Origin of the sequence: Candidatus Poriferisodalis sp., from assembly GCF_965208485.1 — a bacterium.
Lineage (GTDB): Bacteria > Actinomycetota > Acidimicrobiia > Acidimicrobiales > Poriferisodalaceae > Poriferisodalis.
In genome coordinates this window covers 899,306-923,470 of record NZ_OZ242344.1, presented here as the reverse complement: position 1 = coordinate 923,470, position 24,165 = coordinate 899,306, and the positions used below count along the sequence as shown (strand labels likewise).

Annotated in this window: 13 protein-coding genes; 10 read left to right on the top strand and 3 right to left on the bottom strand. The window is 64.0% G+C overall.

The annotated features are described in order from the left end of the window. Positions 1 to 229: 229 nt before the first annotated feature. Both ACOGXQ_RS04210 and ACOGXQ_RS04205 read right to left on the bottom strand, forming a co-directional pair. Positions 230 to 4,663 carry a hypothetical protein gene (locus tag ACOGXQ_RS04210; RefSeq protein ID WP_419946200.1) on the bottom strand — a complete coding sequence of 1,478 codons (4,434 nt, stop codon included), beginning with the start codon at positions 4,661 to 4,663 and terminating at the stop codon, positions 230 to 232. Then, complete coding sequence (locus tag ACOGXQ_RS04205) at positions 4,660 to 5,079, bottom strand: hypothetical protein (RefSeq protein WP_419946199.1); 420 nt, start codon at positions 5,077 to 5,079, stop codon at positions 4,660 to 4,662. Before ACOGXQ_RS04205 ends, ACOGXQ_RS04210 begins: the two co-directional genes overlap by 4 nt. Before the next feature lie 224 nt (positions 5,080 to 5,303). Here ACOGXQ_RS04205 and ACOGXQ_RS04200 point away from each other — a divergent pair, with 224 nt between their 5' ends. The 4 genes from ACOGXQ_RS04200 (at position 5,304) to ACOGXQ_RS04185 (ending at position 13,821) form a co-directional block, all read left to right on the top strand. Continuing rightward, positions 5,304 to 8,096 carry a DUF1156 domain-containing protein gene (locus tag ACOGXQ_RS04200; protein ID WP_419946198.1) on the top strand — a complete coding sequence of 931 codons (2,793 nt, stop codon included), beginning with the start codon at positions 5,304 to 5,306 and terminating at the stop codon, positions 8,094 to 8,096. A 132-nt stretch (positions 8,097 to 8,228) separates the two neighbouring features. Further along, positions 8,229 to 9,356: a DNA cytosine methyltransferase gene (locus tag ACOGXQ_RS04195; RefSeq protein ID WP_419946197.1), complete on the top strand. Its 1,128-nt coding sequence runs from the start codon at positions 8,229 to 8,231 to the stop codon at positions 9,354 to 9,356. Then, the gene (locus tag ACOGXQ_RS04190) at positions 9,353 to 12,241 is read left to right on the top strand and encodes an ATP-binding protein (RefSeq protein WP_419946196.1); all 2,889 of its coding nucleotides are present in this window, start codon (positions 9,353 to 9,355) and stop codon (positions 12,239 to 12,241) included. The genes ACOGXQ_RS04195 and ACOGXQ_RS04190 overlap by 4 nt, the downstream gene beginning before the upstream one ends. After that, a complete protein-coding gene (locus ACOGXQ_RS04185; protein WP_419946195.1) occupies positions 12,238 to 13,821 on the top strand; it encodes a response regulator receiver domain in 1,584 nt (527 codons plus the stop codon). Before ACOGXQ_RS04190 ends, ACOGXQ_RS04185 begins: the two co-directional genes overlap by 4 nt. Before the next feature lie 114 nt (positions 13,822 to 13,935). Here ACOGXQ_RS04185 and ACOGXQ_RS04180 read toward each other — a convergent pair whose 3' ends face one another. After that, positions 13,936 to 14,907: an HNH endonuclease gene (locus tag ACOGXQ_RS04180; RefSeq protein WP_419946194.1), complete on the bottom strand. Its 972-nt coding sequence runs from the start codon at positions 14,905 to 14,907 to the stop codon at positions 13,936 to 13,938. Positions 14,908 to 15,425: 518 nt separating this feature from the next. On the opposite strand from ACOGXQ_RS04180, the gene ACOGXQ_RS04175 reads away from it, so the two are divergent. The 6 genes from ACOGXQ_RS04175 to ACOGXQ_RS04150 all read left to right on the top strand — a co-directional run bounded on the left by ACOGXQ_RS04175 (position 15,426) and on the right by ACOGXQ_RS04150 (position 24,101). Beyond that, a complete protein-coding gene (locus tag ACOGXQ_RS04175; RefSeq protein WP_419946193.1) occupies positions 15,426 to 16,175 on the top strand; it encodes a hypothetical protein in 750 nt (249 codons plus the stop codon). 113 nt (positions 16,176 to 16,288) lie between these two features. Continuing rightward, on the top strand, positions 16,289 to 17,575 hold the full coding sequence (locus tag ACOGXQ_RS04170) for a hypothetical protein (protein WP_419946192.1): 1,287 nt from the start codon (positions 16,289 to 16,291) through the stop codon (positions 17,573 to 17,575). 693 nt (positions 17,576 to 18,268) lie between these two features. Further along, positions 18,269 to 21,538 carry a DUF499 domain-containing protein gene (locus tag ACOGXQ_RS04165; RefSeq protein ID WP_419946191.1) on the top strand — a complete coding sequence of 1,090 codons (3,270 nt, stop codon included), beginning with the start codon at positions 18,269 to 18,271 and terminating at the stop codon, positions 21,536 to 21,538. 93 nt (positions 21,539 to 21,631) lie between these two features. Further along, entirely contained in the window at positions 21,632 to 22,894 is a 1,263-nt protein-coding gene (locus ACOGXQ_RS04160) for a hypothetical protein (protein WP_419946190.1), read from the top strand. 47 nt (positions 22,895 to 22,941) lie between these two features. Beyond that, complete coding sequence (locus ACOGXQ_RS04155; RefSeq protein ID WP_419946189.1) at positions 22,942 to 23,448, top strand: hypothetical protein; 507 nt, start codon at positions 22,942 to 22,944, stop codon at positions 23,446 to 23,448. A 137-nt stretch (positions 23,449 to 23,585) separates the two neighbouring features. Next, positions 23,586 to 24,101 (top strand): HIT family protein, encoded by a 516-nt coding sequence (locus ACOGXQ_RS04150; protein ID WP_419946188.1) that lies wholly within the window; start codon positions 23,586 to 23,588, stop codon positions 24,099 to 24,101. Positions 24,102 to 24,165 lie beyond the last annotated feature (64 nt).

Below are 24,165 nucleotides of genomic sequence, written 5' to 3'. Positions count from 1 at the left end.
AATTCGGCGACGACTTCCCATCGCTACTGCCACCCTGCGACGATAATTCTCCGCCAGGCGCTGGGCCCTTGGGAAGCTTCGACACATCGACCGAACCCTTCGGCGCATAACCGCCGCGGCGCTCGACACGAATGCGTCGCTGCATCGTCTGTGCTTGGGTGGCCTGTCTCCTCGTGAGTCGTCGCATCACTCGCACCAGGCAACTGAGGTCATTCGTGCCGATGCGCATTCACAGTCCTCGGTGCCAGGCTTCGGCGTCGCGGTCGTGTACGCCGGCTTCGTGCTCGTAGCTCTGCGCCAAGCTGGTGAAGATTGCGGCGGTGCGAGGCCAGTGTCGGAAGCGTCGGCTGTCTGCTCTGTAGCGTTCAGCGAGTTCGCGCTCTTGCTCGCCCCCGTCAGTCATGCTGCGCGAAGTAACACCGCGCTGGTTGCGAACGGCGACAAGCAGGCCTTGATCGACGTCATCGCTGTCCAGACGATCAAGAAGGTTTCGAACGGCCTCACTGGGCCAATCGCCATCTGCATCCGCCGGGGATGACGCCAGAGCGGTTCCGATCATCTGGTCGCCGATATCGGCCCTGTCGATCGCGGCCAGCTTGTCGCGGGTGAGATCAATCCAAGCGTCCAGCGGGTCTACGCCCAGCTCTCTCACCTCATCGAGGCTTGGCGCGAATCGTGACTTGGGCCAGCCGCTTAAGACTTGGTAGGCGTTGAGCGCCATCTGACGCCGGGACTCGCTTGACGGAGGCTGCTCGTCTCGCGAAACGCTCGCAGGCTTGAAGGCCATTTCGACGAGCTGAACAAAGAGATCGGGATTGCGTTCCATTTCTCGAAACAGATTGGGCGAGTTGAGCCGCGCACCGCGGTGCAAGAACGAGTGATACTGCCACTCCAGCACGGCGACTCGGCCGGCGCCGAGGTGATCACGGTGCTCGTCGAGTGCCTCGAACAGCGTGGTGACCCTGTATTGAATCCTCTGTGTATGCCCGGCATCTCGGCCGATGTGCTCAACCCACTGCTCAAGGTAGGCAGCGGCGGCTTCGGCAAACTCGGGTTGAGACGAGTGAGCGCTAGAGCTGAGGGCAAGAAGTTCAAGGGCGAGTCCAGTACGCCCTGCGTCGTGCAGGTTGCGGCAAACCTCAAGCAACTGGCTTAGCTCATCTGGGAGACCGAGGTCGTAGTACCTCACCCGGCTCCAATACTCGTTGGCCACCTCGTCGCCGAAGGCGTCCGCCTGCGACCACGGCTTCTCGATTGGTGGCGGCGAGCGCAGCACATCGGCCACGACCTGGGCCGATGGACTCTGCGTAGCGAGAAACTCCTTGACGCCATTCCACCCCAATGACGCAAATCGATGATCGAAGTACCCCAGCGCAACTTCTGTGACTGGGTCGGTCGCCGCCTCCATGACGCCGAGCACTATCACGTCGAGAGTTGGGTCACATTTCCCCAGAGCCACTCCAACGCGACGGGGCTGTTCAACCAATGCTGCGAATTCGAGCACCGCGTCCAAGCTGCCATCGGACAGGATCGCCTCGACGGCCTCTGTCTGCTTCGGCCACAGCGCTGCCTGATACTCCTCGTATCCGTCCGCCGCACTCACGCCGTCGATGTACAGCATGCCCGACGAGAACAGATGGCCGAAGACGACGGCCGGTCCAGCCGGCTTCAACCTGTCCCGTACCTGTTCCAGTGCTTCCACGCGCTCCTCGGGAAGCGCCCACTGGGCATCGCGAAACTGGCGGTGGCTCTCGATGAGTTCCTGGAGTGCAGGCCACACTCTGGACTTGAAGCTCTCATCGGGACCGGACGCCGCAAGTTGCTCCAGCGTCGAAATCGCTCTGGAGAACAGATCATGCGGCAGATCAGCCAGGTGCTCAGTGAACTGAACCCAGCGCTCAGGGTTGCTGCCGGCATCTTCGATGAGCATCTTCGCGACGGAGGTGGTCATGTTGGCGAGTTCGGTCCGCATTACGACCGGCTGCGCTGGCCTCCAGTCGCGAAACTGCGGCAGTGCTGCAGGGGTCTGGAGTTCGTGGCCGCTCGGCATCATTGACAGCATCAGCTTCCAAGCAACGCCGCCATGGATGCGTCGAAGCATCTGAACTGTCGCTAAGCGGGCCTCAGCATCGGCGGATGTGTGCGGCATCCACGAGCACATAACTGACGCAAGGCTCTCCAGCGGACGGTTGAGGTCTCGGCCGCCTATCAGCGTCGCGTCTCGCCTGCCGGCGCTGAGCTTGTCAAGCCGGGCGAGTACGTCAGCAACCGCCGAGAGATGCTCAGGCGACCACGCCATGACCTCCAACGCGTTCAGAACTCGGAGATGCGGCGACGTCGGTCCGAAGTCGATCAGGCTTGAGCCGCTGTCGGCGAACATCGACTGGGTGAAGGCATGTTGATCGGCAAGGCAGCTGCGTAGCGCCTGCAGAACGACACCGGGAACTGCCTCACCAAGCAAGGGCAAGATGTCAACGAGTGCCAACCACGTTCGGTGTGTCGGGTCGTCCGTGGCGGCACGGAGCAATTGCGACGTGACCCTGCTGGCTAGTTCCGACGTTTGCAATGCGCCCGCAAGAGAATCGGGAGGCAGGCTGCCCGCGAGGGCGAGCGTGGTTGCCATCCCTCGCTTCAACCGCAGCGAGCATCTGGCCTTCACCCCGTCAATGCGAGCACGGAGAAGTTCCTCGCCGATCAGCTCCCTGAGCGGGTCGGCATCGGTCAGCACTGCGAGCGCCGTCTCAGCGAACTTCTTGATGTCGTCCGGGGTGAGTTGATCGCGCAGCAGCACCCACGTGTCAGCGGGGGAGACGCTGTACCACTGTTCACCAAGAGCGACCAGCGGCGCACCAGCCGTGTCGAGCTTGCGCAGCATCTCAGTGGCCTCGTCGTAGGCGATGCCTGTGAGCTGAGCTACGACATCGCGGTCGCCTTCGCGCGTCTCATCCCAGCCGCCGAGCAGCAAGCACGCTCGCAGCGGCGCGTCGATATGCCCTATCGCCCACTCCGGGGTGTGCAATGCGGGATCTACTGCCAAACGACGTTGAAGTGCGATCAAGCTGGTGCGAGCGACGCTTCCCAGCTCGTGGGCCTGGTGCATCTCGAACTCGGCCGCTTCGAGCCGTTTCGCCACCACCTCCGAGTCGACCGCGTCCAGCGTGATGGCCGTTTGGGTACCGCCGGGCACCGGCACGATCATTCGATGCGGGCTTCCGGCGGGCAGATGCTTCGCAAACTCCGGCGATGGCACCACCATCGTCAGCACGAGACCGACACTGGGCTGACCTGGCGGAATCGACATCGCTTCCTGCGCGAACAGCCGCTCGGCTGTGGAGTGACTGTTGACGTAGAGCACATGTTCGGCGTTGGTCTGTCCGGCATCACTGCCGTTGAGCGCTGCGGCGATGAAGGCGACGATTTCGTCGCGGTGGACTTGGCCACCAACAGTCACGATGCCCCGGCCTCGGCTGCAGTGCTCGCGCAGGTCGGTGGCTGCCTTCTCGCGTCCTGCGAGCACAAGGCCTTCATCCAAGAGCTTGGTCGTCGCCGCCAGCCAGTTCTCCCACCACTTGGCCAGCAGGCTGATGCCCTCGGTCGGCTTGCCAAGCTGATCGCGCATCCAGACGGTCGTGGCGATGGCGCACGAGAGCCAATCTTCCAAGTTGTCGGCATTCAAGGCCACCACTCGGTCGAAGTCATCCTTGCCCGTACGTTCGGACTCGAAAGTCCGTCTCTTGGTCCACGGAGCACACGCCGCTGCCACGTACGCAAACTCGGCACGTTCCTCGGCAGTTGACGTCTCGAGCCGCTTCGCGTAGTCGCAGCCGGCCTTCTTCTTCACGCCGTCCTGCTGTGTCGTGAGTTCCCACGCGGATTTGCCGACGGGCACGAAGCGGTTGCCGCGGGCGCACTGCACAACTCCGTCCCAACTAGGGGAGGCCGTCCCCGTGCCCGCTGGCATATCGATCGGCCCTGCTGTCGGCTCTGTCTCGGCGATCAGGCTGCGCACCAATCTCGGGAACTCTTTGTCGCCGCGGCCAGATTTCGCCCAGCCGATCAGGTCATCCCGGCTCACTTGCAGCGGTTCCGGCACCGTCGGCACCAGATGAACAGGCGCATTCATGGCTCGCGCCAGATCCCGGGCAAGCCCGCAGTCCTCAGCAGGGCAGAGCGCCAGCAGTCCGCTGCAACGGAGCGCTTCTGCGATTCGCCCCAGATCACGTATTCGGTCTGCCGGACGCGGTCGCCGCGCCGCAAACTCGTTGAGGTTCTCGTCCGGTACGACCGATTCCCGTAGCTCGGTCAGGTCGCCAACGATGCGAGCAAAGGCCTCTCGCGCTTCAGTTGCGGCCACCCGCTCCAGATCGCCGCTGATCCAGCCGTCGCCGCGAAGCCTTACCGCCTCGGCTATGTGGCGCAGCCAGCCTCGCCGCGCGACGTCGTCCTGCAGTTCTCCGAGCACACACAGCCGCTCACCGGCAGCCACCAGGACACGGTTGCGAGCATCGTCGCCGTCCGAACCCGAGACCATTCGCAGTCCTGTGATCCAAGCGTTCTCGAAGTCGTAGAAGCCCGTCGTTTGGGCAATGCCCGCGAGCGCAGCCTCAAGCCTTGGGAGTGCCGTCTCACCTGAGGTGTCGACGACGGAATCGATGACGCTCATGATGATCTCCAATCGTAGGAGGTCGTGGCCTCGGGGCGAACGCTGATTCCAGCTGCCTCAAACGCGTCCTGAGCTACTGCGAGGCCGTCCGCTCCTGGCTGGTAGTGGCCGCTCATGTCGTTGAGTGCCGAGACCATGATCTCCGATCCACGAAACTCCACGGTGAACTCGCCAGCGGCAAGCACAGGACCCCCATTGGCGAGCACGGCGTGGGATGTGTGCGCGGCACCCCGTTCTCGGGGAGCCGCGACGAGCTTGCCATTGTTCAAGACGACGAAGATCATGCGGACTCCTGTCGTTGCCAATGCCGTGAAGGCAGAGCTGGGGACCTCGACCGGGACAACGCCGGCCCGGCGCGCCGCTTCGAGCTCTTGCTCCAGCAGCTGCGGGTATCGGTTGCGGTACGGGGGTGACAAGGCGTCGCATCTGCCTTCACGGCTACTCGATTCGACCCCACTCTAGGGATAATGAAATATAATGAAAATATATACTCTGCTATGGATATCAGATTGCGGTTGCTACTGCGACCCGTGGCCCCCCCGCCGACGAACCGGACCCGGCCGCGCCGCAAATGGATGTCAGATCGCGGTTGCTACTGCGACCCGTGGCTGGTCGGCGCTGTTGGCTACCGTGAGGCGTCGTGACGGCGGGGGCGTACAGGCCGAAGCTGATTGAGGTGGCGCTGCCGCTGGCGGCGATCAATGCAGAGGCGGCGCGGGAGAAGTCGATCCGGCACGGGCACCCGTCGACGTTGCACCTGTGGTGGGCGCGACGGCCGTTGGCGGCAGCCCGGGCGGTGATCTGGGCGTCACTGGTGGACGATCCGTCAGCTGAGGGATATCGCGACCCCGACGGCAATCTGCTGCCCGCCGCAGAGGCGCAGGAGACGGAGCGGCAGCGGCTGTTTCGGATCTTGGAGCGGCTGGTCAAGTGGGAGAACTCCAACGACGCTGAGGTGTTGGCGGATGCTCGGGCGGAGATCGATCGGGCTTTCCCGGGAGGACCGCCGCCGATCCTGGATCCGTTCGCTGGCGGTGGGGCGATCCCGCTGGAGGCCCAACGGCTTGGGTTGACGGCACTGGCGGGGGATCTGAACCCTGTTGCGGTGCTGATCAACAAGGCGATGATCGAGATACCGCCTCGGTTTGCCGGCCTGCCGCCGGTGCACCCCGACATCGACAAGACCCTGACCACCTGGGAGCGGGCGCAAGGGCTGGCGGCGGATGTTGAGGCCTACGGCCGGTGGATGCGTGACGAGGCCGAGCGACGCATCGGCCACCTCTATCCAGATGCCACCGGGCCGGACGGCGAGAAACTCACACCCATCGCCTGGATTTGGGCGCGAACGGTGGAGTCACCCGATCCGAGCTGGTCGGGCCACGTGCCGCTGGTGGCGTCATGGACGCTCTCCAACCAGAAGGGCAAGCCGAAAGTCTGGATCGAACCGCAACTAGACCACACGTCCCAGAGCATTAGCTACCAACTACGCGAGGGAGGTGAGCCCACGCACGGCCGCACAGTCAGCCGCGGGAATGGGGTTTGCATCGCTACAGGTGCCGCGATTCCGGCTGGATATGTCAAGTCCGAGGGCACGGACGGCCGGATGGATGCCCAGATGATGGCGGTTGTCGCCGAAGGCGTTGCCGGCCGCATGTTCTGTGATGCGACAGAGGAGGATCGACTGGCAGCGGATTGTCCACCGCCAATGAACGTTCCCCGGGGTTACATCACAGAAAACTCTCGGTACATGCTGCCGCCACCGTACGGAATGGACGAATGGTGGAAGCTCTTTAGGTCTAGGCAGCTGGTGGCGTTGACGACATTCTCGGACCTGCTGAGTGAGGTAGCGGTTGGTGCGCGAGCTGACGCGGAGGCTGTGGGCATCGCAGACGATCGTAGGTCCCTGCGTAGTGGTGGCCGTGGGGCAACCGCATATGCCGAAGCGGTCGTCACATACTTAGCGTTCGTCATAGATAAGTGCGTCGACTATTGGTCGACGATCGCGATATGGGCTCCGCAAGGCTTTGTGGCACACACCTTTGGCCGTCAAGCCATTCCGATGACCTGGGATTATGCGGAGTGTAATCCATTCTCGGGATCTACCGGAAGTTGGAAGTCCATGGTCAATTGGGTCGCGCGTGCGATTGATCGAACCCCGGCAAGTTCACAAGAGGGCCGAGCATCTCAAAGAGATGCTCGTGCTCTACTGCGGCAGAGTTCAGGCGTTGCGATCTCCACTGATCCTCCCTACTACGACAATGTTCCTTATGCAGATATTTCAGACTACTTCTATGTTTGGATGCGAATGAATCTCGCAGGCATTTGGCCGGATGAGACGTCCACCCTGACGACTCCTAAGGCGCAAGAATTGGTCGCCGATAATGTTCGGACGGGATCCAACGAGGAAGCCGAAGAATTCTTCGAAAGCGGGATGGCCGAGTGCATGAGAGATCTCGGCGCTGCTTCGACTTTGGATGTGCCGGCGACGATCTACTATGCTTACAAGGCAACGGAAACCAACGACGGCGAACTTCGGTCTACAGGTTGGGACACGTTTCTCCAGGCCATTCTCGATGCTGGCTTACAGATCAGTTCCACTTGGCCGATACGCACAGAGAAACCAGGCCGACTTCGTGCCAATCGCTCGAACGCCCTTGCCTCTTCTATCGTCCTTGCGTGCAGGCCCCGGACCCCCAAAGCGATCATGGCCACCCGGGGCGAGTTCATCGCTGCGCTTCGCAGCGAACTACCGGAAGCGGTCCGCCTCCTGCAATCAGGCAACATCGCACCGGTTGACATGGCCCAGTCCACGATCGGACCGGGGATCAAGGTGTTCTCGCGCTATGCCAAGGTTGTTGAGGCCGATGGGACAGCGATGCGTGTGTCGGCGGCGTTGTCGATCATCAACGATGTGCTGGGCGAAGTGCTGGATGGTGAAGAAGCCGAACTGGACCGCGACACGCGGTTCGCGTTGACTTGGTTCGCCGAGCACCAGTACGGGTCGGGATCCTCTGGCGATGCGGAGAGCGTGGCCAAGGCCAAGAACACTTCCCTCGAAGGGCTAGACGAGTCGGGCATCGGCGAGGCCCATAGCGGCAAGTTCCGGCTGTACAAGCGCGATGAACTCAAGCAGCCTTGGTCTCCCGCTGAAGACGACCGGTTCACAATCTGGGAGGCGCTGCAGTACCTCGTAGCCGCTCTCGAGCGCTCCGAGAGCGAGGCTGCCGACCTGCTGCACACGCTCGGCGGCAACGGCGACCGGGCCCGTCAGCTTGCCTACCTGCTGTACCAGAAGGCCAACGACAATGGTTGGGCCGCCGAGGCCAACGCCTACAACAGCCTCATCACCGCTTGGCCCAGCCTGCGCGAAGGCGCCCTCGCAGCCGCCGCCCGAGCCGCGGCGCCTGTCGAGGGTCAGATGTTTACGCAATGAGCAAATCGCGTCCTCTTTTCCAGAGCTCGGCCCAGACTCCCGTTGTCACACCTCCTTGGTTGACTGCACTCATGAAAACGTGCTCTGCAGGGTGCGCGTCGTGGCAACGCTGATTGAGGAGGTGTTGGCTGCATGACTCGCGAGATTGTGCTTGCGGACTTCTTCTCGGGCTGCGGCGGGACTGCGCGAGGCTTCGCCGATGCCGGGGTGCGACCAGTCTTTGCCACCGACTGGGATGAGGAAGCCGTCCAGACGTTCAAGCTGAACTTTCCCGACGTGAAGGCTGTCCAGCGTGACATCCGAGAGCTTGCGACCGAAGAGGTCGTGTCCGTCATGCCGCCTGCGGATGAGGCCATCCGCCTGCTGGCTGGGTGCGCGCCGTGCCAGCCCTTCGCTGGCCATCGCAATGCAGCGACTGGGGAGGACGAGCGGTCCGAACTGGTGCTTGAGCTTCTTCACTTTGTCGAGGCGCTGTGTCCGCAGTTGGTCTTTGTGGAGAACGTGCCGGGAATGAGGCGCGCATCCAAGTCGGACGGTCCCTTCATGGAATTCGTCGAAGTGCTGGAGAAGACGCATGACGTCGCATTCGACACGATCTCCTGCGCGGACTACGGCGTGCCGCAGACTCGTCGTCGGCTCGTCCTCATCGCCAGCAGCCTTAGCGAGATCGACCTTCCGACGCCGACCCATGGCCCTCTGACCGATCAGCCGCACGTCACCGTCCGCGATGCCCTACATTCGCTGCCGCACAATGTCGATGGGCCAGAAGCAGCCGCGATCAGCAGCCACAGGGCGATGCACCTCACGCCGCTGAATCGCGAACGCATCAAGGCCACGCCCGAGGGAGGCGACCGGCGGAACTGGCCGAAGCGCCTGTGGCCCGACTGCCACAGCGGAGGCTTTGGCGGCCACACCGACGTCTACGGCCGGCTGAGCTGGGACAAGCCCGCGCCAACGCTCACAACGAAGTGCATCAGCTACAGCAATGGGAGATTCGGCCACCCGACTGAGCAGCGTGCAATCACCGCACGGGAGGCGGCACGCTTGCAGACATTCCCGGATTTCTTCGAGTTCGCCGGAGGCCTGACTTCACAGGCTCGCCAGATTGGAAACGCGGTACCGGTCCTGCTGGCACGGCAGTTCGGACAGCACTTCATAGAGCATGTGGCAAAGGCTCGCGATCGAGGCAGTAGCGCAGAGTCGTGCCAACAGGCGGGTCAGACCGCTGGCGGCACGATCGAGATGAGGAACGCAGCGTGACCGGGTTCCGAGCCAGGGCCCGAGCGGTCGACATGCTTGGGAGACAGCAGATCGCCAACCTGCCGACAGCGCTGAGCGAACTCTTCAAGAACGCTCACGATGCATATGCCACCTATGCCATCGCTGACTACTACCGCAAGCTCAACATGCTCGTCGTGAGGGATGACGGCGTGGGCATGAACCTTGACGCGTTTCAGGGGTCATGGCTCACCATTGCCACGGAGTCCAAGCTGGAACGCTCACCTGTGGAACGCCCGCCCGGCATGCAGCTGAGAGTGCAGCTCGGCGAGAAGGGCATCGGTCGTTTTGCCATCGGAGCGCTCGGCAGTCAGGTCCTGGCGATGTCGAAGCACGCCGGCAGTCCGACGATTGCCGCTCTCGTCAACTGGCAGATGTTTGAGTTGCCGGGCGTCGACCTCGACGAGGTGCCCGTGGGCCTGATCGAGCTGCACGCGGACGAGCTCACCGAGGCTGATGTTCGCCGTCTCAAGACCCCGCTGTGTGAGGCAGTGGAGAGCTTCAGGAGCAAGGACAGTTCGCAGTCGTGGCAAAGGCGGCTCGACGAAATACGAGCAACGATCGACGCGCTGCCTGACGATCCCAGTTGGGACGTGCCCGATTTGGGAGCGCTTGGCTCGAGTGGCACAACCTTCGTCGTCTCGCCGGCATCGGGCGATCTCCCTGCCGACCTCGAGCCCCAAAGCTCTAGCGAGGCGTCTCTGTTCGATCAGACCCTGCACGGGTTCACCGATGTGTGGCTCCGCGAACCGACAACGCCCGAGTTCTCCGTTGACTTCATGGATCACCGAGGCGGGGGCGACAGCGAGAGCCGGCTCGATCCCAACGAGTTTTTCGGTACGGATGATTTCGACAACGCCGATCACCACATTCGGGGCCAGTTCGACGAAAACGGCAACTTTGCGGGAACCATCAGGATCTTTGCCGAAGACGTCTCAGACTTCGAGATCCCTTGCCCAGACTCGTCGCCGCCGCGTTGTGGGCCGTTCACGTTCGAAGTCGGCGTCGTGCAGGGCTTGCCGAGCGAGTCGATGCTCGACCCGGAGGCTTTTCGGGTCATGTTCACCAAGCTGAGAAGGCTAGGCGGTCTTTATGTGTATAAGGACGGCATCCGGGTGCAACCCTACGGCAGGCCGGACGTGGACTACCTCGAGATTGAGGAGCGGCGATCTCTCGGGGCTGCCTACTACTACTTCTCCTATCGACGGATGTTCGGCGCTATCCGGCTCTCCAGCGATCAGAATCCTGGGCTGCAGGAGAAGGCAGGCAGAGAGGGATTCACCCGGGGCCGCGCCTACTCGGACTTTCGCAAGCTGCTCATGAATCTGCTGCTGGAATTGGCTGCTCGCTACTACCGCTCGGACGGGGCCGACGTGCATGCATATGAACAGGGCCGGGCACGCCTCGTCAGGGAGGATGAACTTCGCAAGCAACGCGACAAGCAGGCTGCTGCAGGACGGAGGACGCTCCAAGGCCAGCTCGTTGCGGCCCAGCGGCACCTCGATTCCACAGACATAGGGCAAGAGGCTTCCCGCATCGTGAGCGAACTGCGTGCAGAACTCGCTGAGGCGGATCGCCTGCAACCAGCGACGAGACGAGTAGGCGATGCCAAACGGGCGATCCAGTGGCTCGTCGAACCGCTGGCGTACGACGAACCCGAGGGGTTCGCGCCAACAGCGTCGATGCGTCGCGCCATGGCTCAGGTCGAGCGCATGGCCTCAGATGCTGAGCAGTCGCACATTCGGCCGGCCCTAGAAGCGGTCGACGAACTGGCGGCGGCGATCGAAGAGCGCCTCGTCGCACAGGAGTCGGATGAGCGCGAACGCAAGGAGTTCATCGAACAGCGGGTCGGCTCGGTGCGAGACCGAGTACGTGCCGCCGAGACTCAGGCGTCCCGCGCACTGAGCACCATGAGCGAGAGCGTGAGGTCCATCCTCGACGGGCTGCGAAGCGATTTTGAGCAGCGATTGGGAGCAGTCGTTCAGCCGAGCGCGCCAGGTGGCCGAGGGTGGATCGAAGAGCAGGCCGAGTTCGAGCAGGCGCTCGACTTGCTGACGGCAGATTCGCGCCGGGCGTTCATGCGGGTTGCGAATCTCGTCCGCTCGAGCGCAGCGGTGTTCGATGTGGGCGCGCCAACGCCTACCGAGCTTGCGGCTGCAGCCGACGCGGAGATCGTGGAGCTTCGGGAACAAGCAGATGCTCAGCTCGAATTCGTTCAGTTGGGAATGGCGCTGGCCGTTGTGGATCACGAGTTCAGTCAGACAGTGTCGAGCATCCGCAGCGATGTGCGGAAAGTCCACTCGTGGGCGAAGAAGAACCCGCAACTTGTCCCGGTATACGAGGCTCTTCGGCGAGACTTCGACCACCTTGACAGCTACTTGACGCTGCTGACGCCAATGCAACGGCGAATTCGACGTGCCAAGACCACCATCAAGGGCAGCGACATCTCGCGGTTCCTCGGCGAACTCTTCTACGAGCGAATGCGTACCGTGAACGTCACGCTCGATCCGAGCCCCGAGTTCCAGGCCCTGAAGATCGAAGGGTACGCGTCGACGTATTACCCGGTCTTCGTCAACCTTGTCGACAACAGCCTGTATTGGATCGGCCAAACTGGGACTGGCGAGGCCAGGGCGATCGAGCTCGGTTGCCGAGGTCAAACCATCACCTACCGAGACAGCGGCCCAGGCATTGCTGACGACATAGCGGATCGCGTTTTTGACTTCGGCTTCACCACGCGCCCTGGTGGCAGCGGCCTCGGCCTCGCAATCGCCAGCCAAGTGCTTGAGCGGGCGGGCTGGTCAATCGTGCTCGGCGATAGCCGCGACGGCGCCGAGTTCCTGATTCGGCCGCAGCAAGCTTCGCAATGAGCGCCATCAGTGACTACTTCCGCACGGCGCTGCTGATCGACGATCGCGTAGCTCCAGACTATGGGCCGCTCGAGGTGCTCGACGATGAGTGGGCGGAGGGTGGCGAGCAGGAGCCGACAGAGGGTCTCATCGAACCCCCAGCGCAAGACGAGACCCCAGTGCATCCAGCCGAGCTTGTCCGTGCGTTCCTCGCGGCGGGGGTGGTGTGCAGCGTCCTTGAACCGGCCGAGGGCGCGTCGGACATTGTGCGGCAGGCACTACGGGGGGCCGAGATTGCAGACCTGTTGATACTTGACTGGTTGCTGTGCGGCAGCGACGCCACGACTCTCGAGATGATCAAAGCGATCGCCTCGGAGCGCACCGAACGGCTCAATGTCATCGTGGTATTCACCGGCATGACTGGACTCGGAGATGTTGCACAGCGTCTCGTCGACGGCGCCCAATTCGAGACCGTCGATGAGTACTCACTCCGACGCGGCAACACGGTCGTGCTCGTGTTCGGCAAGCCGGGAGTGCGGCTGACCGATGGCGAGGATCGACGTCAACCGCCTGGTTACGGCGACCTGCCGGGAATGATCTGCGCCGACCTCGAGTTGGTGTTCAAGGGTTTGATGCCCGAGTTCGCCTTCAGTGGCATCAACGCCCTGCGCGAGTCGGCACCGCGGATTCTGGCCACCTTCAACGCAGAACTGGACGCCGGGGCTTTGATTCACCGGGCGCTACTTCCGGAACCATCCGATGCGGCAACTCAGTTCGTGCGCCTCCTTGCGAGCGACTTCGAGCGGGTGCTGCATGACGGGCGCGTTGGCGACCTGTGGCACATCGACTCTTCCTCAAGGGCTTTGGCACAATCGACGGCCACGGGAAACCTGGAGCCATTTGCTCAACGGCTGCGAAGTTCCGGCTCGGTGCAAAACGCGTTGGGGGAACTAGGGCAATTGAGCAACGAGGAACTCGCCCGGGAGGCCGTTTCTCAGGGGCTCTGCAAGCTCGGTATGAACGACCGGGCGATACGGCAGGCAATCCCTGAGTTAACGGGCGCACTTGTCGATGCGGACGACTCGAATCGGAAAATCGCCGCCATGATGGACTCGGTCGGTCTCGGCGACACACCGCCGCAGCTCGAGCTTGGCGTCGTTCTGAGACGGGCGGCCGAGACACAGGAACCGCTCACGTCGGGCGATGACTCACCACACGGACTGTGGTTGTGCGTTCAACCTCCATGCGACAGCGTCCGACTGACGACATCTCGTGACTTCCCCCTCATTCCGGTGCAGTTGGGTCACGAGTCACCTGATGCGATGGTCAGTCCCTCTGATGGCGTGCCCACCGGCCTCTCGTTCGTCACGCAGTTGCATCAGCTGAAGCAAGTCCGATTCTCGCCGAATGACGCTGGCGCGGTTGTAGCTCGAGGTAGTGCGCCTAACTGGTACTTCACAGACGTGGACGACGTTCGCTACGACGTCATGGCGCGCTTGCGTCCGAACTTGGCGGCTCGGGTGGCTCAAACCCTCGGCTCGGCCGCCACGCGCATCGGGACTGACCAGTCAGAGTGGCTCAGGCGAGGCGCTCCGAAATAGATCGGATTCGGTTCGAGCGACTCGCGGCGAGTTGAGAAGAATGCAGCGGCCTTCTGTGAAGCGTCTTCATCGCGGTGACTTGAGGAAGGCGCTGGGCCGGTAGCGGAACGCCAGTCAAATCGCGTCGACGTAGATGTGCTCGTGGTGCCAAGCGAGGTACGTGCGGTCGGGCGCGGCACGGCGAGGCAGTCGCAGTGTTGACCGCAGCGTGCTACCGAAGTTGTGCTTGACGCCAACGTCGGCGGTCAAGCTGTGCTGCAAGGATCCTGCTCGATGCACCCGCAGGCCGCCGTTGACCGTGATTAGTCCGACATCGAACGCAGCGTCGTGCATCGGACAGGAGGCGATTCCGTTCGCTGCGTCCAGCCGTTCAACGTCGTTCGAATCTCTCCACGGCTTGATGTGCGAGGCAATCAGGAGCTTTTGGCGCGGCAACGAGCGTGGAGCAAACTCGCAGAACGCGCACTGATGTCCGTAGTTCTCAAGCACGTTTCTGGCGAACCGATGCTGTCCGAGCCGGATCTTCTGCTCGGCAACACGGAAGGTCTGGGCGTCGTCGGCCGCCAACTGTCTCGCCCTCAGCTGGGCCGCCGCGACTTCCACGGCTTCCGCCAAGGGGCCTTGAGGCAAGCGGTCCTGGCCGAGCATGACGGCATAGCCCGCCGTGTCGCGCTCGACGAAATCAGGCAGGCGACTCGGGCCGATGCCCATCTGCCGGGCTGCACGCACTACGCATTCGTAGAGAGCGGTGAAGTGGCGATGGTCCGCAGCCATCGCGTCATAGAACGGCACGTCGCTCGCGGCGCCATTCGGACGTGACCCGTCGAGATTCAGCATCTTGATGTTGATCGATCGCGTCGATCGCATGAACAGGTCCGCGAGGAGCGCGACTTCCTCTGGAATCAAGTGAATGTTGCGTCCGCCGAAGCGATGGGGATCGACGGCGCGGAAGAGCGCGCAGCACAGGACGACCTCAACTGAGTTGTACGGCTCCTGCCTCGGCCTGTGGACGCGCTGCAAGATGCGCCCCCACTGCCCGCGTGCTTCCTCGTCGGTCAAGTCCAGAAGCGCCGCCAGCGAAGGCACGTGGCGATCCTAGTGCTGCGTCGCGGACTCGATTTGGGCCGTGCTCAGCCCGCTGACCTGCGAAAACATTCGTCTATGAGCTCCCGGCCGGTTGATGGTCTCCTGCGCCACGGTGAGCTTGGACGATGCGTCGCAGCGCCCGCGTGAACCCGCCGGAGTGGGCAGTCGTCACGCCCGACGGCAGCGGTAATGCACATCGTCACCGGACACCGGGCGGGGCACGATCCGGTAGGTGTCACACCCCCCTGCTGGGATCTCATGGGCGGAAGAGCCGCGCATTGGCGAGCAGCGTTTGATGCTTGACATCTGGCGATTCCGCGAGAGGTCGGCAACCGGGAGATATCCCAAGAGAACCAGGAGCAATCATGAGCCAGCAACGGGCACCTCGTAGACACGCCTCCCCGACCTGTTTCAGGGTGGTGCCGTCCATCGTCTCCACCAAGCCCGATGTAGGCGACCGCTCGGATACACGGGGGTGCCTCCGAGCACGTCTCGCCGAGAAGGAGGAGGAGGCCCAGATGAACTGGGCGACCCTCCTCGAGACCCGTGATCTGTTGACTGACTGTCGGGAGCAGCTCGACTCTGCAACGGCGGAGCTTGGCGCGGCACGAGAGCGGGTGGCGCATCTGCAGAACCGCATCCGGCGGCTGCGGGGCGGATGGCGCGAGCAGCACCGGATCATCGGCGCACTGTCCGGCCATGCCGAGCGCATCGCCGACGCTGAGCGCCAGACGGTCGAGGCGCTGTCGCGGGTGCAGGGTGAGCGAGAACCGGGAAGGGTTCGCAGCGTCAAGCAGGCGCTGGAGTTTGCGAAGACACACCTTGTAGCGCTGAGCATCCCCGATTCCGTCGTTGAGGCCGCGGTCGCCAGGCTCGACAAGTCCGGCCGACGTCAAGGGCGGGGACATGCAGTCATGGAGGCGCTGCGGGCTCTGCATGCCTACGCTCTTGACGGCACGCGCGACGGCGACTTCAAGCACTGGTGTGAGCGAGGCGGAAGCGGTGGTGTCTGCTACAGCGCCAACCGCGTCGCCATGAGCGAATCCGTCGGAGTTCAGCGCAGCGAGCGGATGACCCATGCGAGGCGCTTTCAGGTCGACCCAGCGCTCGATGTCTCTGGGCGCCGTGAGATGGCAGCGCACGTCAAGCTCGATCAAGGTGAGACCGCGCCTCGCCTGTACTTTCTCGACGACACTCGGGGCAAGACCGGCAAGATTCACATCGGCTACATCGGCCCCCACCTGCCGACTGTGAGAGACCCGAGATAGGAGGCGGTCTCGGCGCACCGATCGACGGCGTCAGCGTGGTGCAGCGCACCCCGCCAGCGGTACGCCTGCTAGGTGTCCGCGGGCTGCGGAGGTGGCGGGCCTACGCTTCGCCGATGGCCAGACCGAAGTCACGACGTGGCGGCCGTGTGACGCCCAAGGGCACCCGAGGCCGCACGAGCCAACGCGCTGTAACCGGGCGTCATCGACCGGTCCCCGATGACAGAACCACGCGAGAGCTCGCCATGCTGGTCGCCGACATCGAGCACTGCATCGACACGCACGACGACGATGATCTGATCGCAACAGAGACGGCAGTGTCGTGCACCATCGGCATGCATCTCACCTCGGACTGGAACCCCTTCGGTGTTCGAGCCCCGGCGGTGCTGGCGCATGCCGAGACCATCGGATCTGCGGCCGGCGGGGTGATTGCCGCGGGCATGAGCGTCTACGGCCCTTCCGCGAGCCGCCAACGCGCCCAGCAGGTGCTGGACCGCCTCGGGGCAGACGGCGCTTCAGTGCCTCCATGGGCGACATCGCTCGGCGCTGCCGAGGCGGTCGGGGCCGTCAAGCTCTGTGACGAGTGGGACGAGTACGCAGCAGTCGTCGTCGACTTCGCCCGACCGGATGGGTCCGTTCACGAGGTTTGCGCCAGCTTGCATCCGTTCGGCTGGGGCATTGCACACGATCTGGCAGTCACTCCAGCGGGGCAGTCGGCACCGCGACTACAAGAGGCGGGACTCGTAGCCGAAACTATCGCCTTGGACGCGGCCCAAGAACTGCTGGCGAGAGGTCTTGAGCATCTGGATGAGGCAATCGCAGACTGGTGGGACAACGACCTCGATCTGGATGCGGACATCGATCTGCGCATGCTCGTGGGCCAGCGGGTCGAGGCACTGCCGAGCGCCGAACGCACCTGCGAAGGTGATGCCATCGACGACGAGGATGTCGCTGAGCGCCTCGCCGATGTCGTCGGGGGGTTCGTTGACCTGCCTTTCCCGCTCGGCGAGCACAAAGAGGACTTGGCCGGACTGGTTGTGGCGGCAACGATGTTCTCGCAGGCCTGCCGTGACCCTGATGTGCTTCGCTGGACGCCGCCGAGGATCGAGACCTTCATCGAGCGATTTCTGCCGTTGTGGGATGCAGATGACGATCTGAGCGGTTATGACCCGTTCGCCGAGTTCGGCGAGCCCGGGGATGGGTTCGAGTTCAGCGGCGAGCGTCTCGCGACGATCGACTCTGCGTTCCCGCGATGGCTGCGGTACGTCGCCGAACGCCGCGGCGATGGCCCCGAAACGCTCGAACAGAATCTGGCCGCCGCCAAAGCCTCGCTGCGCAGGCTGCGCGTCAAGATCACGGGTTCGCCGATCCCGCTCGCCGCACCGCGGATCCAGTGGGCGTGACGCTGATCCAGCGGGCATGCAGGGCCGAGGTCTTGCATGGGGCAATCGGCCCAGCCTGACTCTCTGCGTCCTCGCTGCGCGACTGCGCCTACCGGAGGCCAGATGTTCTGACCGGCTGGGACGGACATCTCCATCGCCAGCAATTGGCAGCGAAGTCTTGGGGCACAGAAAAAGGACCCCGTGAGGTCCGGGGTCCTGAAGCCTGGGGCACACGATTGCGTTCGGCTGGGCCTACTAATCGCATCGATCTCCCAACTGGCGGGATGGCCACGACTTGGAAAGAGCCGGCCTTTGGCACCCGTTATTCGTCGGCTCAGGACCGGTACGGCGTCGGACGACACCGACAGGCCACCGATGACGACAGCACCAGAGGTGTCATTTGGCGCCGGGTGACCCGAGTCATCCAGAAAGAGCATCCGCGAATTCGATGCCGACGTCACAAGCGGGGCAGACCAATTCGTGCCATCCAGCAACAACTAGCACGGTGCCGTCTGGACTCCACCAAGCTTTTCGTCGGCTGGTGGGCCGCGTTGCCGAAGCACGCGGGATCGCCCGCCGTCCGCCGACGCCAGTTCTCGCCGTCGAGGGCAGTCGAAGAGCCGGCAACTTGTGCCAAAGGGTGCATTGCGTCTCACCCCAGTGGAATGATGTGGCGGCTGCCTGTGCTGCCGGTCTTCGAGAGGTGCTCATTCCATGGTGATGGCGAACGCTGAGCGGGTCTCGAAGGCGCTTGACCTGCTGGCTGACGGGCTGCGGCCCAAGTGCGAGCAGACATGGCAGGGCTTCTACGGTGACAATTGGCTTGACCAGCTGCGCCAGCAGATGCACGGCAGCGCTCGCGACAGCGGCACCACGTCGGACATCGCCTTCGTGCTGAGCGGCATGAAGGCCACATGGAACGGGATCTTCGGGCATGGCTTCTCGCCGTCGATCCGGTCTCTCGTGTTCGAGGTGGCCGACACCCGCAACAACTGGGCGCACAAGCAGCAGTTCTCCACCGACGACACCGCCCGAGCGCTCGATTCGATGGAGCGTCTGCTCGAGGCGTTCGGCGACACCGAGCAGCGCCAGCAGATTCGCAACTCACGCCGTGACCTCATGCGGCAGATGTTCGACGAGGAAGCCCGCTCTGAACGGCGCCGCACTGCCGCCAAGCCCACCGAGGGTCAACCGCAAGCGGGACTGACGCCGTGGCGGGAGGTCATCACCCCTCACAGCGACGTGCAGACAGGGCGGTTCGACCAAGCTGAATTCGCCGCGGACCTGTACGAGGTGTCCCAGGGCACTGCCGATCATGAGTACCAGGACCCTGAGGACTTCTTCGCCCGCACCTACCTGACGGTCGGGTTGCGCGAGTTACTGGTCGGGGCGGCGCAGCGTCTGTCCGGCAACGGCGGCACGCCGGTCATCGAGCTGCAGACCAACTTCGGCGGCGGCAAGACCCACAGCATGATCGCTCTGCACCACCTGGCATCGGGGGTGCCGGCGGCCAGGCTGTCGGGTGTCTCGGAGATGCTCGCCGAAGCCGAGGTCGAGCTGCCGCCGGAGATCAACCGGGCGGTGCTCGTGGGGCAGGTCATGTCGGTCGCCGACCCCAAGCGGGTGAGCGCCGACACGGCACTACACACGATGTGGGGCAATCTCGCCTACCAGCTCGGCGGCCAGGAGGGCTACGAGTTCGTCCGCACCGACGACGAGGCCGGGACCAATCCGGGCGAGAAGCTGCGCGAGCTGTTCCGGCGCTATGGCCCCGCCGTTGTGTTGATCGACGAGTGGGTGGCGTATGCCCGTCAGTTGCCTGACGCGGGTGCCGAGGGGCGGCGCGTAGCCGCGGGCGACTTCGACACCCAGTTCACCTTCGCCCAGGCGCTTACCGAGGCCGCAGCAGCGTCAGACAACGTCGTGGTGCTGGTGACGATCCCTGCATCGGACATCGAGACCGGCGGGCCGCGTGGCCACACAGCAATGGAGCGGCTGAAGAACGTTGTCGACCGCACAGCGACGCCGTGGCAGCCGGCCACGCCGGATGAGTCATTCGAGATCGTGCGACGACGGCTGTTCGACCCCATCTCGCCGACCCACGCGCGGGTGCGAGACGGCGTGATCCGAGCCTTCAGCGAGATGTACCACGATGCCGCCGGCGAATTCCCGCTGGGCAAGGGCGAGGCGGACTACCGGCGGCGCATGGAGCTCTCGTACCCGATCCACCCTGAGCTCTTCGACCGCCTCTTCGAGGACTGGTCGGCACTCGACAAGTTCCAGCGCACCCGCGGGGTGCTGCGGCTGATGGCGATCGCCATCTCGCAGCTGTGGCAGCGGGGCGACCAGTCGTTGCTGATCATGCCGGGCAACCTGCCCATGGATTCTGCCGGGGTTGCGAGCGAACTGAAGAAGTACCTGGAGGAAGGCTGGGACCCGGTCATCAAGTCCGACGTCGATGGGCCCAATGCGCTGCCGCTGCGCATCGACACGGCGTTCTCGCATTTTGGTCGACTGTCGGCAACCAGGCGAGCGGCCCGCACCGTGTACATGGGCTCGGCGCCACGGCCTGACGGCAAGCGCGGTGTCGACGTGAAGTCGGTGGTGCTCGGCTGCGTTCAGCCGGGCGAGCCCACGGGCCAGTTCGCCGACGCACTGCGTCGCCTTTCGGATCAGGCCACGCACCTCTACCTCGACGGATCGCAGTACTGGTACTCGCTGATCCCGAACGTCACCCGGATCGCTGCAGACAGGGCTGCATCCAACTTCGACGATCGACACGCTGATGACGAGGTCCGCGACCGCATCGCCGCCCAACGAGACCGGGGCAACTTCGTAGCGGTGCATCCGTTCGCCGCCGGGCCGGGTGACGTGCCCGACAATGACGACGGCACTCACTTGGTTGTGCTCGAACCCGCCGCCACCCACTCGACCGGGGACCAGAATTCGCCCGCCATCAAGCTGGCCGAGCGCATCGTGACTCAGCGTGATGCAGGCCCCAGGCTGAATCAAAACCTGCTCGTCTTCGTAGCCGCGGCGGCGAACCGACTGGCAGAACTGCGGGGTGCGGCGAGGTCTTTCCTCGCATGGCGTTCGATCGTCGCGGATCACGTGGCGTTGGATCTCACCCACCAGCAGAAGCAGCAGGCTGACAGCAAGCTGGCAGATGCGTCCAAGCAGGTCGACAGCTTGATTGCGGAGACCTTCACCCAGGTGCTCGTGCCATCACGGATCCCCGGTACTGCGGATATCGACTGGCAGTCGACCAGAGCTTCGACGGCCGGCGACATCGGCGAGCGCATCAGCCGCAAGCTGGGCACCGAGGAGAAGCTGATCGGCCGCTACGCCGGTGTGCGGGTCCGCATGGACCTCGACAGACACAACTTGTGGACCGAGCGAGGCGATGTCTCCGTCGGGGACCTGTGGGAGGCGTACGCCCGCTACCCGTACATGCCACGCCTGACGTCCCGTGACGTGCTCGACCATGCCGTCAGCGATGGCGCGTCAAAGCTCAACTGGCAGCAGGAGACCTTCGCCTACGCCGAGGCGCATGACGGTGACAGCTGGGTTGGCGTCCACACCGCGCAGCACGTCACTCCGACGGCGAGCGGTCTACTGCTCCACCCCGACTATGTACCAGCACCGTCAACGTCAGACGGTTCTGGCGCAGACGAGCCGACCGGGCCCGAGGGAGGAGAACCTCCCGGCCGCCGGGCGGAGCCGGGCGGCCAACCGGGTCCGGACCCAGGCGTCGACGATCATCCTGATCCCACCCAGTTCTACGCCCAGTTCCAGCTCGACAGAGTCCGAGGCGCACAGCAGCTCGGTGACATCCTCGAGCACATCACGGCCCACCTCGGACCAGAGGTCCAACTTGAGCTCGAGTTACGCGCCAGCAGCGCCGACGGCTACGACGACGGCACCCGCCGCACCGTCAGCGAGAACGCCCAAAGCCTCAACGCGCGAGCCGCCGAATTCGAATGAGCCCCTCAAACGGCTCGATGGCGCGCATTTGCACGCCACAGTCCTCCCGGAGGCATCCGCGATGGGTTCCAGTGGCGGGCTTACGCTCGCCCGATGACACGACCCAAGTCCCGTCACGGTGGGCGGGTGACACCCAAAGGCACTCGCCCCGACAAGCGCGGCGGCAAGCCCCGACTCAGCCCGGAGGCCCGCTACTGCCTCGAGCTGATGGAGGCGAGCGCCGCCGAGTTCGTCGCCAGCGGTCCCGACGCCGACGAAGCCGACAGGTGGGCTTCGGGCGTGCAGGATTTCGTGGCGTTCCCCAAGACGCCCGTCGGCGCCCAGCCGACGCATGTGCTCGACCACGCACGTGAGCTCGGCGGAGCAGCCGGTGCGGCCATGACGGCTGCGCTCGCCGCCTACGGCCCGAGCCGGCACAGAGCCACCGCTCGCTGGCAGCTTGAGCAGATGGCTGCGGCAGGCGACGCGCCGCCGTGGGCGACAGCCGTGGGCAGCGCAGCCCCGGTTGAGGCGTTCCTGCGGCGGGACGAGTGGGGCGAGGAGTGCGAGGTCACGATCCACTACGAGCGCCCGGACGGCAGCCGCCACGGGCTGGCCGTCGAGATCGGCTGGTTCATGGGCGGCGCCGCACGCGGTCTGCATCTGGTGTCCGAGCGCCACGGCTTGGCCTCGACCGGAACCGGCAGAACCGGAGTCGAACCGGTGAGCTTGGCCGATGCCCGCGCCCTGTGCATGCGCTCGCTCGATGTCCTGACCGTTCTGGCGTCCCGCACGATTGACGACGCCGAGGCTGCCGAACTTCAAGATGTGCTTGGCTTCGAAGGCTTTGAACTGGGTTTCCTGACCGAGCAGCGACTCGGCCTGCTGCCCGAGGGCGGCAGCGACGGTGCGCTGTTTGTCTCGGCGCCGCCCGACCGCAGTGCTTTGCTGGACGAGTTCACCCAAGCTCCCCGCCCGTCGAGCGAAGGCGACGCCGAGTTCTCGAACATGATGGCCGGGTTGAGCTTGTTCGGGCTGCTGTGCCGTGACGGAGACATCTTGCACTGGACGCCATGCCGGGTCGACACGTTCGTGGACGACTTCATCCCCGGTCGCAGCCCCACCGACGGACCCGAGTGCCTCGAGTGCGGTGAAGCGCATCCCGACACATTCGACGCGGACTTCGTGTCGACCGTCGAGTCGGCATTCGGGCGCTGGCTGCGGTTCGCCGCCGAGCATTCCGAGTCGAGCAAGGCACTTCTCGAAGAGAACCTGTATACGGCTGCCGAGTCGTTCGGGTACTGGCGAGCAGCCGCCAGCGAGCACCGAGGGGAACGCGTCGGCGTGCCCGACCTGTGGCTGCCCCGCGCAAGCTGAGCAGAAAGTGGCTTGGCAGCGCGCCCGGCGGGGCGTAGGGTCCGGGCATGGACTGGTCGAGCGTCCTTCCATGGCTTTCGGTGTTCGTCACCATCGCAATCGCTTTCGCAGGCGGTGTGTGGGCGCTCATCAAGTGGGGCTTTGGAGGCGTCACTGAGCGCATCGACGGCGTCGTCGATCTTGTCAACATCCGCTTCGAGGACCAGAACGACCGCATGGATGCCCGCTTCGATGCAGTGGATGTCAGGTTTGTTGCCGTGGGCGCCCGGTTCGACTCAGTGGATGAGCGTTTTGATGCCCGCTTCGATGCAGTGGATGCGCGGTTTGTTGCCGTGGGTGCCCGGTTCGATTCGTTGGGTGAGCGTTTTGGTGCCCGGTTTGATGCAGTGGACGCGCGGTTCGATACCGTCGACACCAAGATTGACGCAGTCGACAAGCGCGTCGACGCTGTGGACCGCCGCATCGACGAACTGCGTGTCGATTTCCGGGCACTCGTGAACCGAGTCGATGCATTGCACATGGCGATCGTGCCACCGGCCATCGGTCCGGCGTGACGCTTGACGGCTGAGAGCGTCCCTGGCATGCAGCCGGGAATCAGAATTCGCCTGTCGTCGCGTCGGCGGGCGCATCGTCACCCAGCGTGACGCCGACCTCGAGCTGAGCCAGAGTCCGCCGGTCTTCGCAGCCGCAGATGCGAATTGACGAGATCGCGGCGGGCAGAATGCCGCTCGTGGACGAGTGCGTGTTCTGCCGGATCGTGGCTGGTGCTGAGCCGTGCCATCTCGTCTACGAGGACGAGTGCCATCTTGGATTCTTGGACATCTTCCCCAACACTGAAGCGTTCAGCGTGGTGATCACCAAGCAGCACCTCGCCAGCGATATTGCAAGCGCCGACAGCCAGGTGGCCGCGGGACTGTTCGAGGCAGCCCGCCATGTCGCCGCCAAGATCGCGGACGCCTACGACGATGTTGACCGCTGCGCGATTGTGTTCGAGGGGATGATGATCGACCACCTGCACGCCAAGGTCATCCCGTTGCACCGCACCGCCGGCGTGCAGCCCAGTCCCCAGCCGGAAACCACGGCCCGCAGCCAGCAGTACTTTGAGGCATACCCCGGCTACGTGACCACCGAGATCGCAGCCAGCCGGGCAGATGACCAACGCTTGGCCGCCGTCGCCGCCAAGATCAATGGTGCTGCGACTGATTGACAGACGAGATCCACGCGCCGAATATTCACTTGGTTCTATATAGACTAAGTTCTATGTTCTCTCC

Bases quoted from the DNA above. Each gene is read 5' to 3' on its own strand.
- ACOGXQ_RS04210 (WP_419946200.1), bottom strand. From the start codon at position 4,663: ATGAGCGTCATCGATTCCGTCGTCGACACCTCAGGTGAGACGGCACTC.
- ACOGXQ_RS04195 (WP_419946197.1), top strand. From the start codon at position 8,229: ATGACTCGCGAGATTGTGCTTGCGGACTTCTTCTCGGGCTGCGGCGGG.
- ACOGXQ_RS04185 (WP_419946195.1), top strand. From the start codon at position 12,238: ATGAGCGCCATCAGTGACTACTTCCGCACGGCGCTGCTGATCGACGAT.
- ACOGXQ_RS04175 (WP_419946193.1), top strand. From the start codon at position 15,426: ATGAACTGGGCGACCCTCCTCGAGACCCGTGATCTGTTGACTGACTGT.
- ACOGXQ_RS04170 (WP_419946192.1), top strand. From the start codon at position 16,289: ATGGCCAGACCGAAGTCACGACGTGGCGGCCGTGTGACGCCCAAGGGC.
- ACOGXQ_RS04165 (WP_419946191.1), top strand. From the start codon at position 18,269: ATGGTGATGGCGAACGCTGAGCGGGTCTCGAAGGCGCTTGACCTGCTG.
- ACOGXQ_RS04160 (WP_419946190.1), top strand. From the start codon at position 21,632: ATGACACGACCCAAGTCCCGTCACGGTGGGCGGGTGACACCCAAAGGC.
- ACOGXQ_RS04155 (WP_419946189.1), top strand. From the start codon at position 22,942: ATGGACTGGTCGAGCGTCCTTCCATGGCTTTCGGTGTTCGTCACCATC.
- ACOGXQ_RS04150 (WP_419946188.1), top strand. From the start codon at position 23,586: ATGCGAATTGACGAGATCGCGGCGGGCAGAATGCCGCTCGTGGACGAG.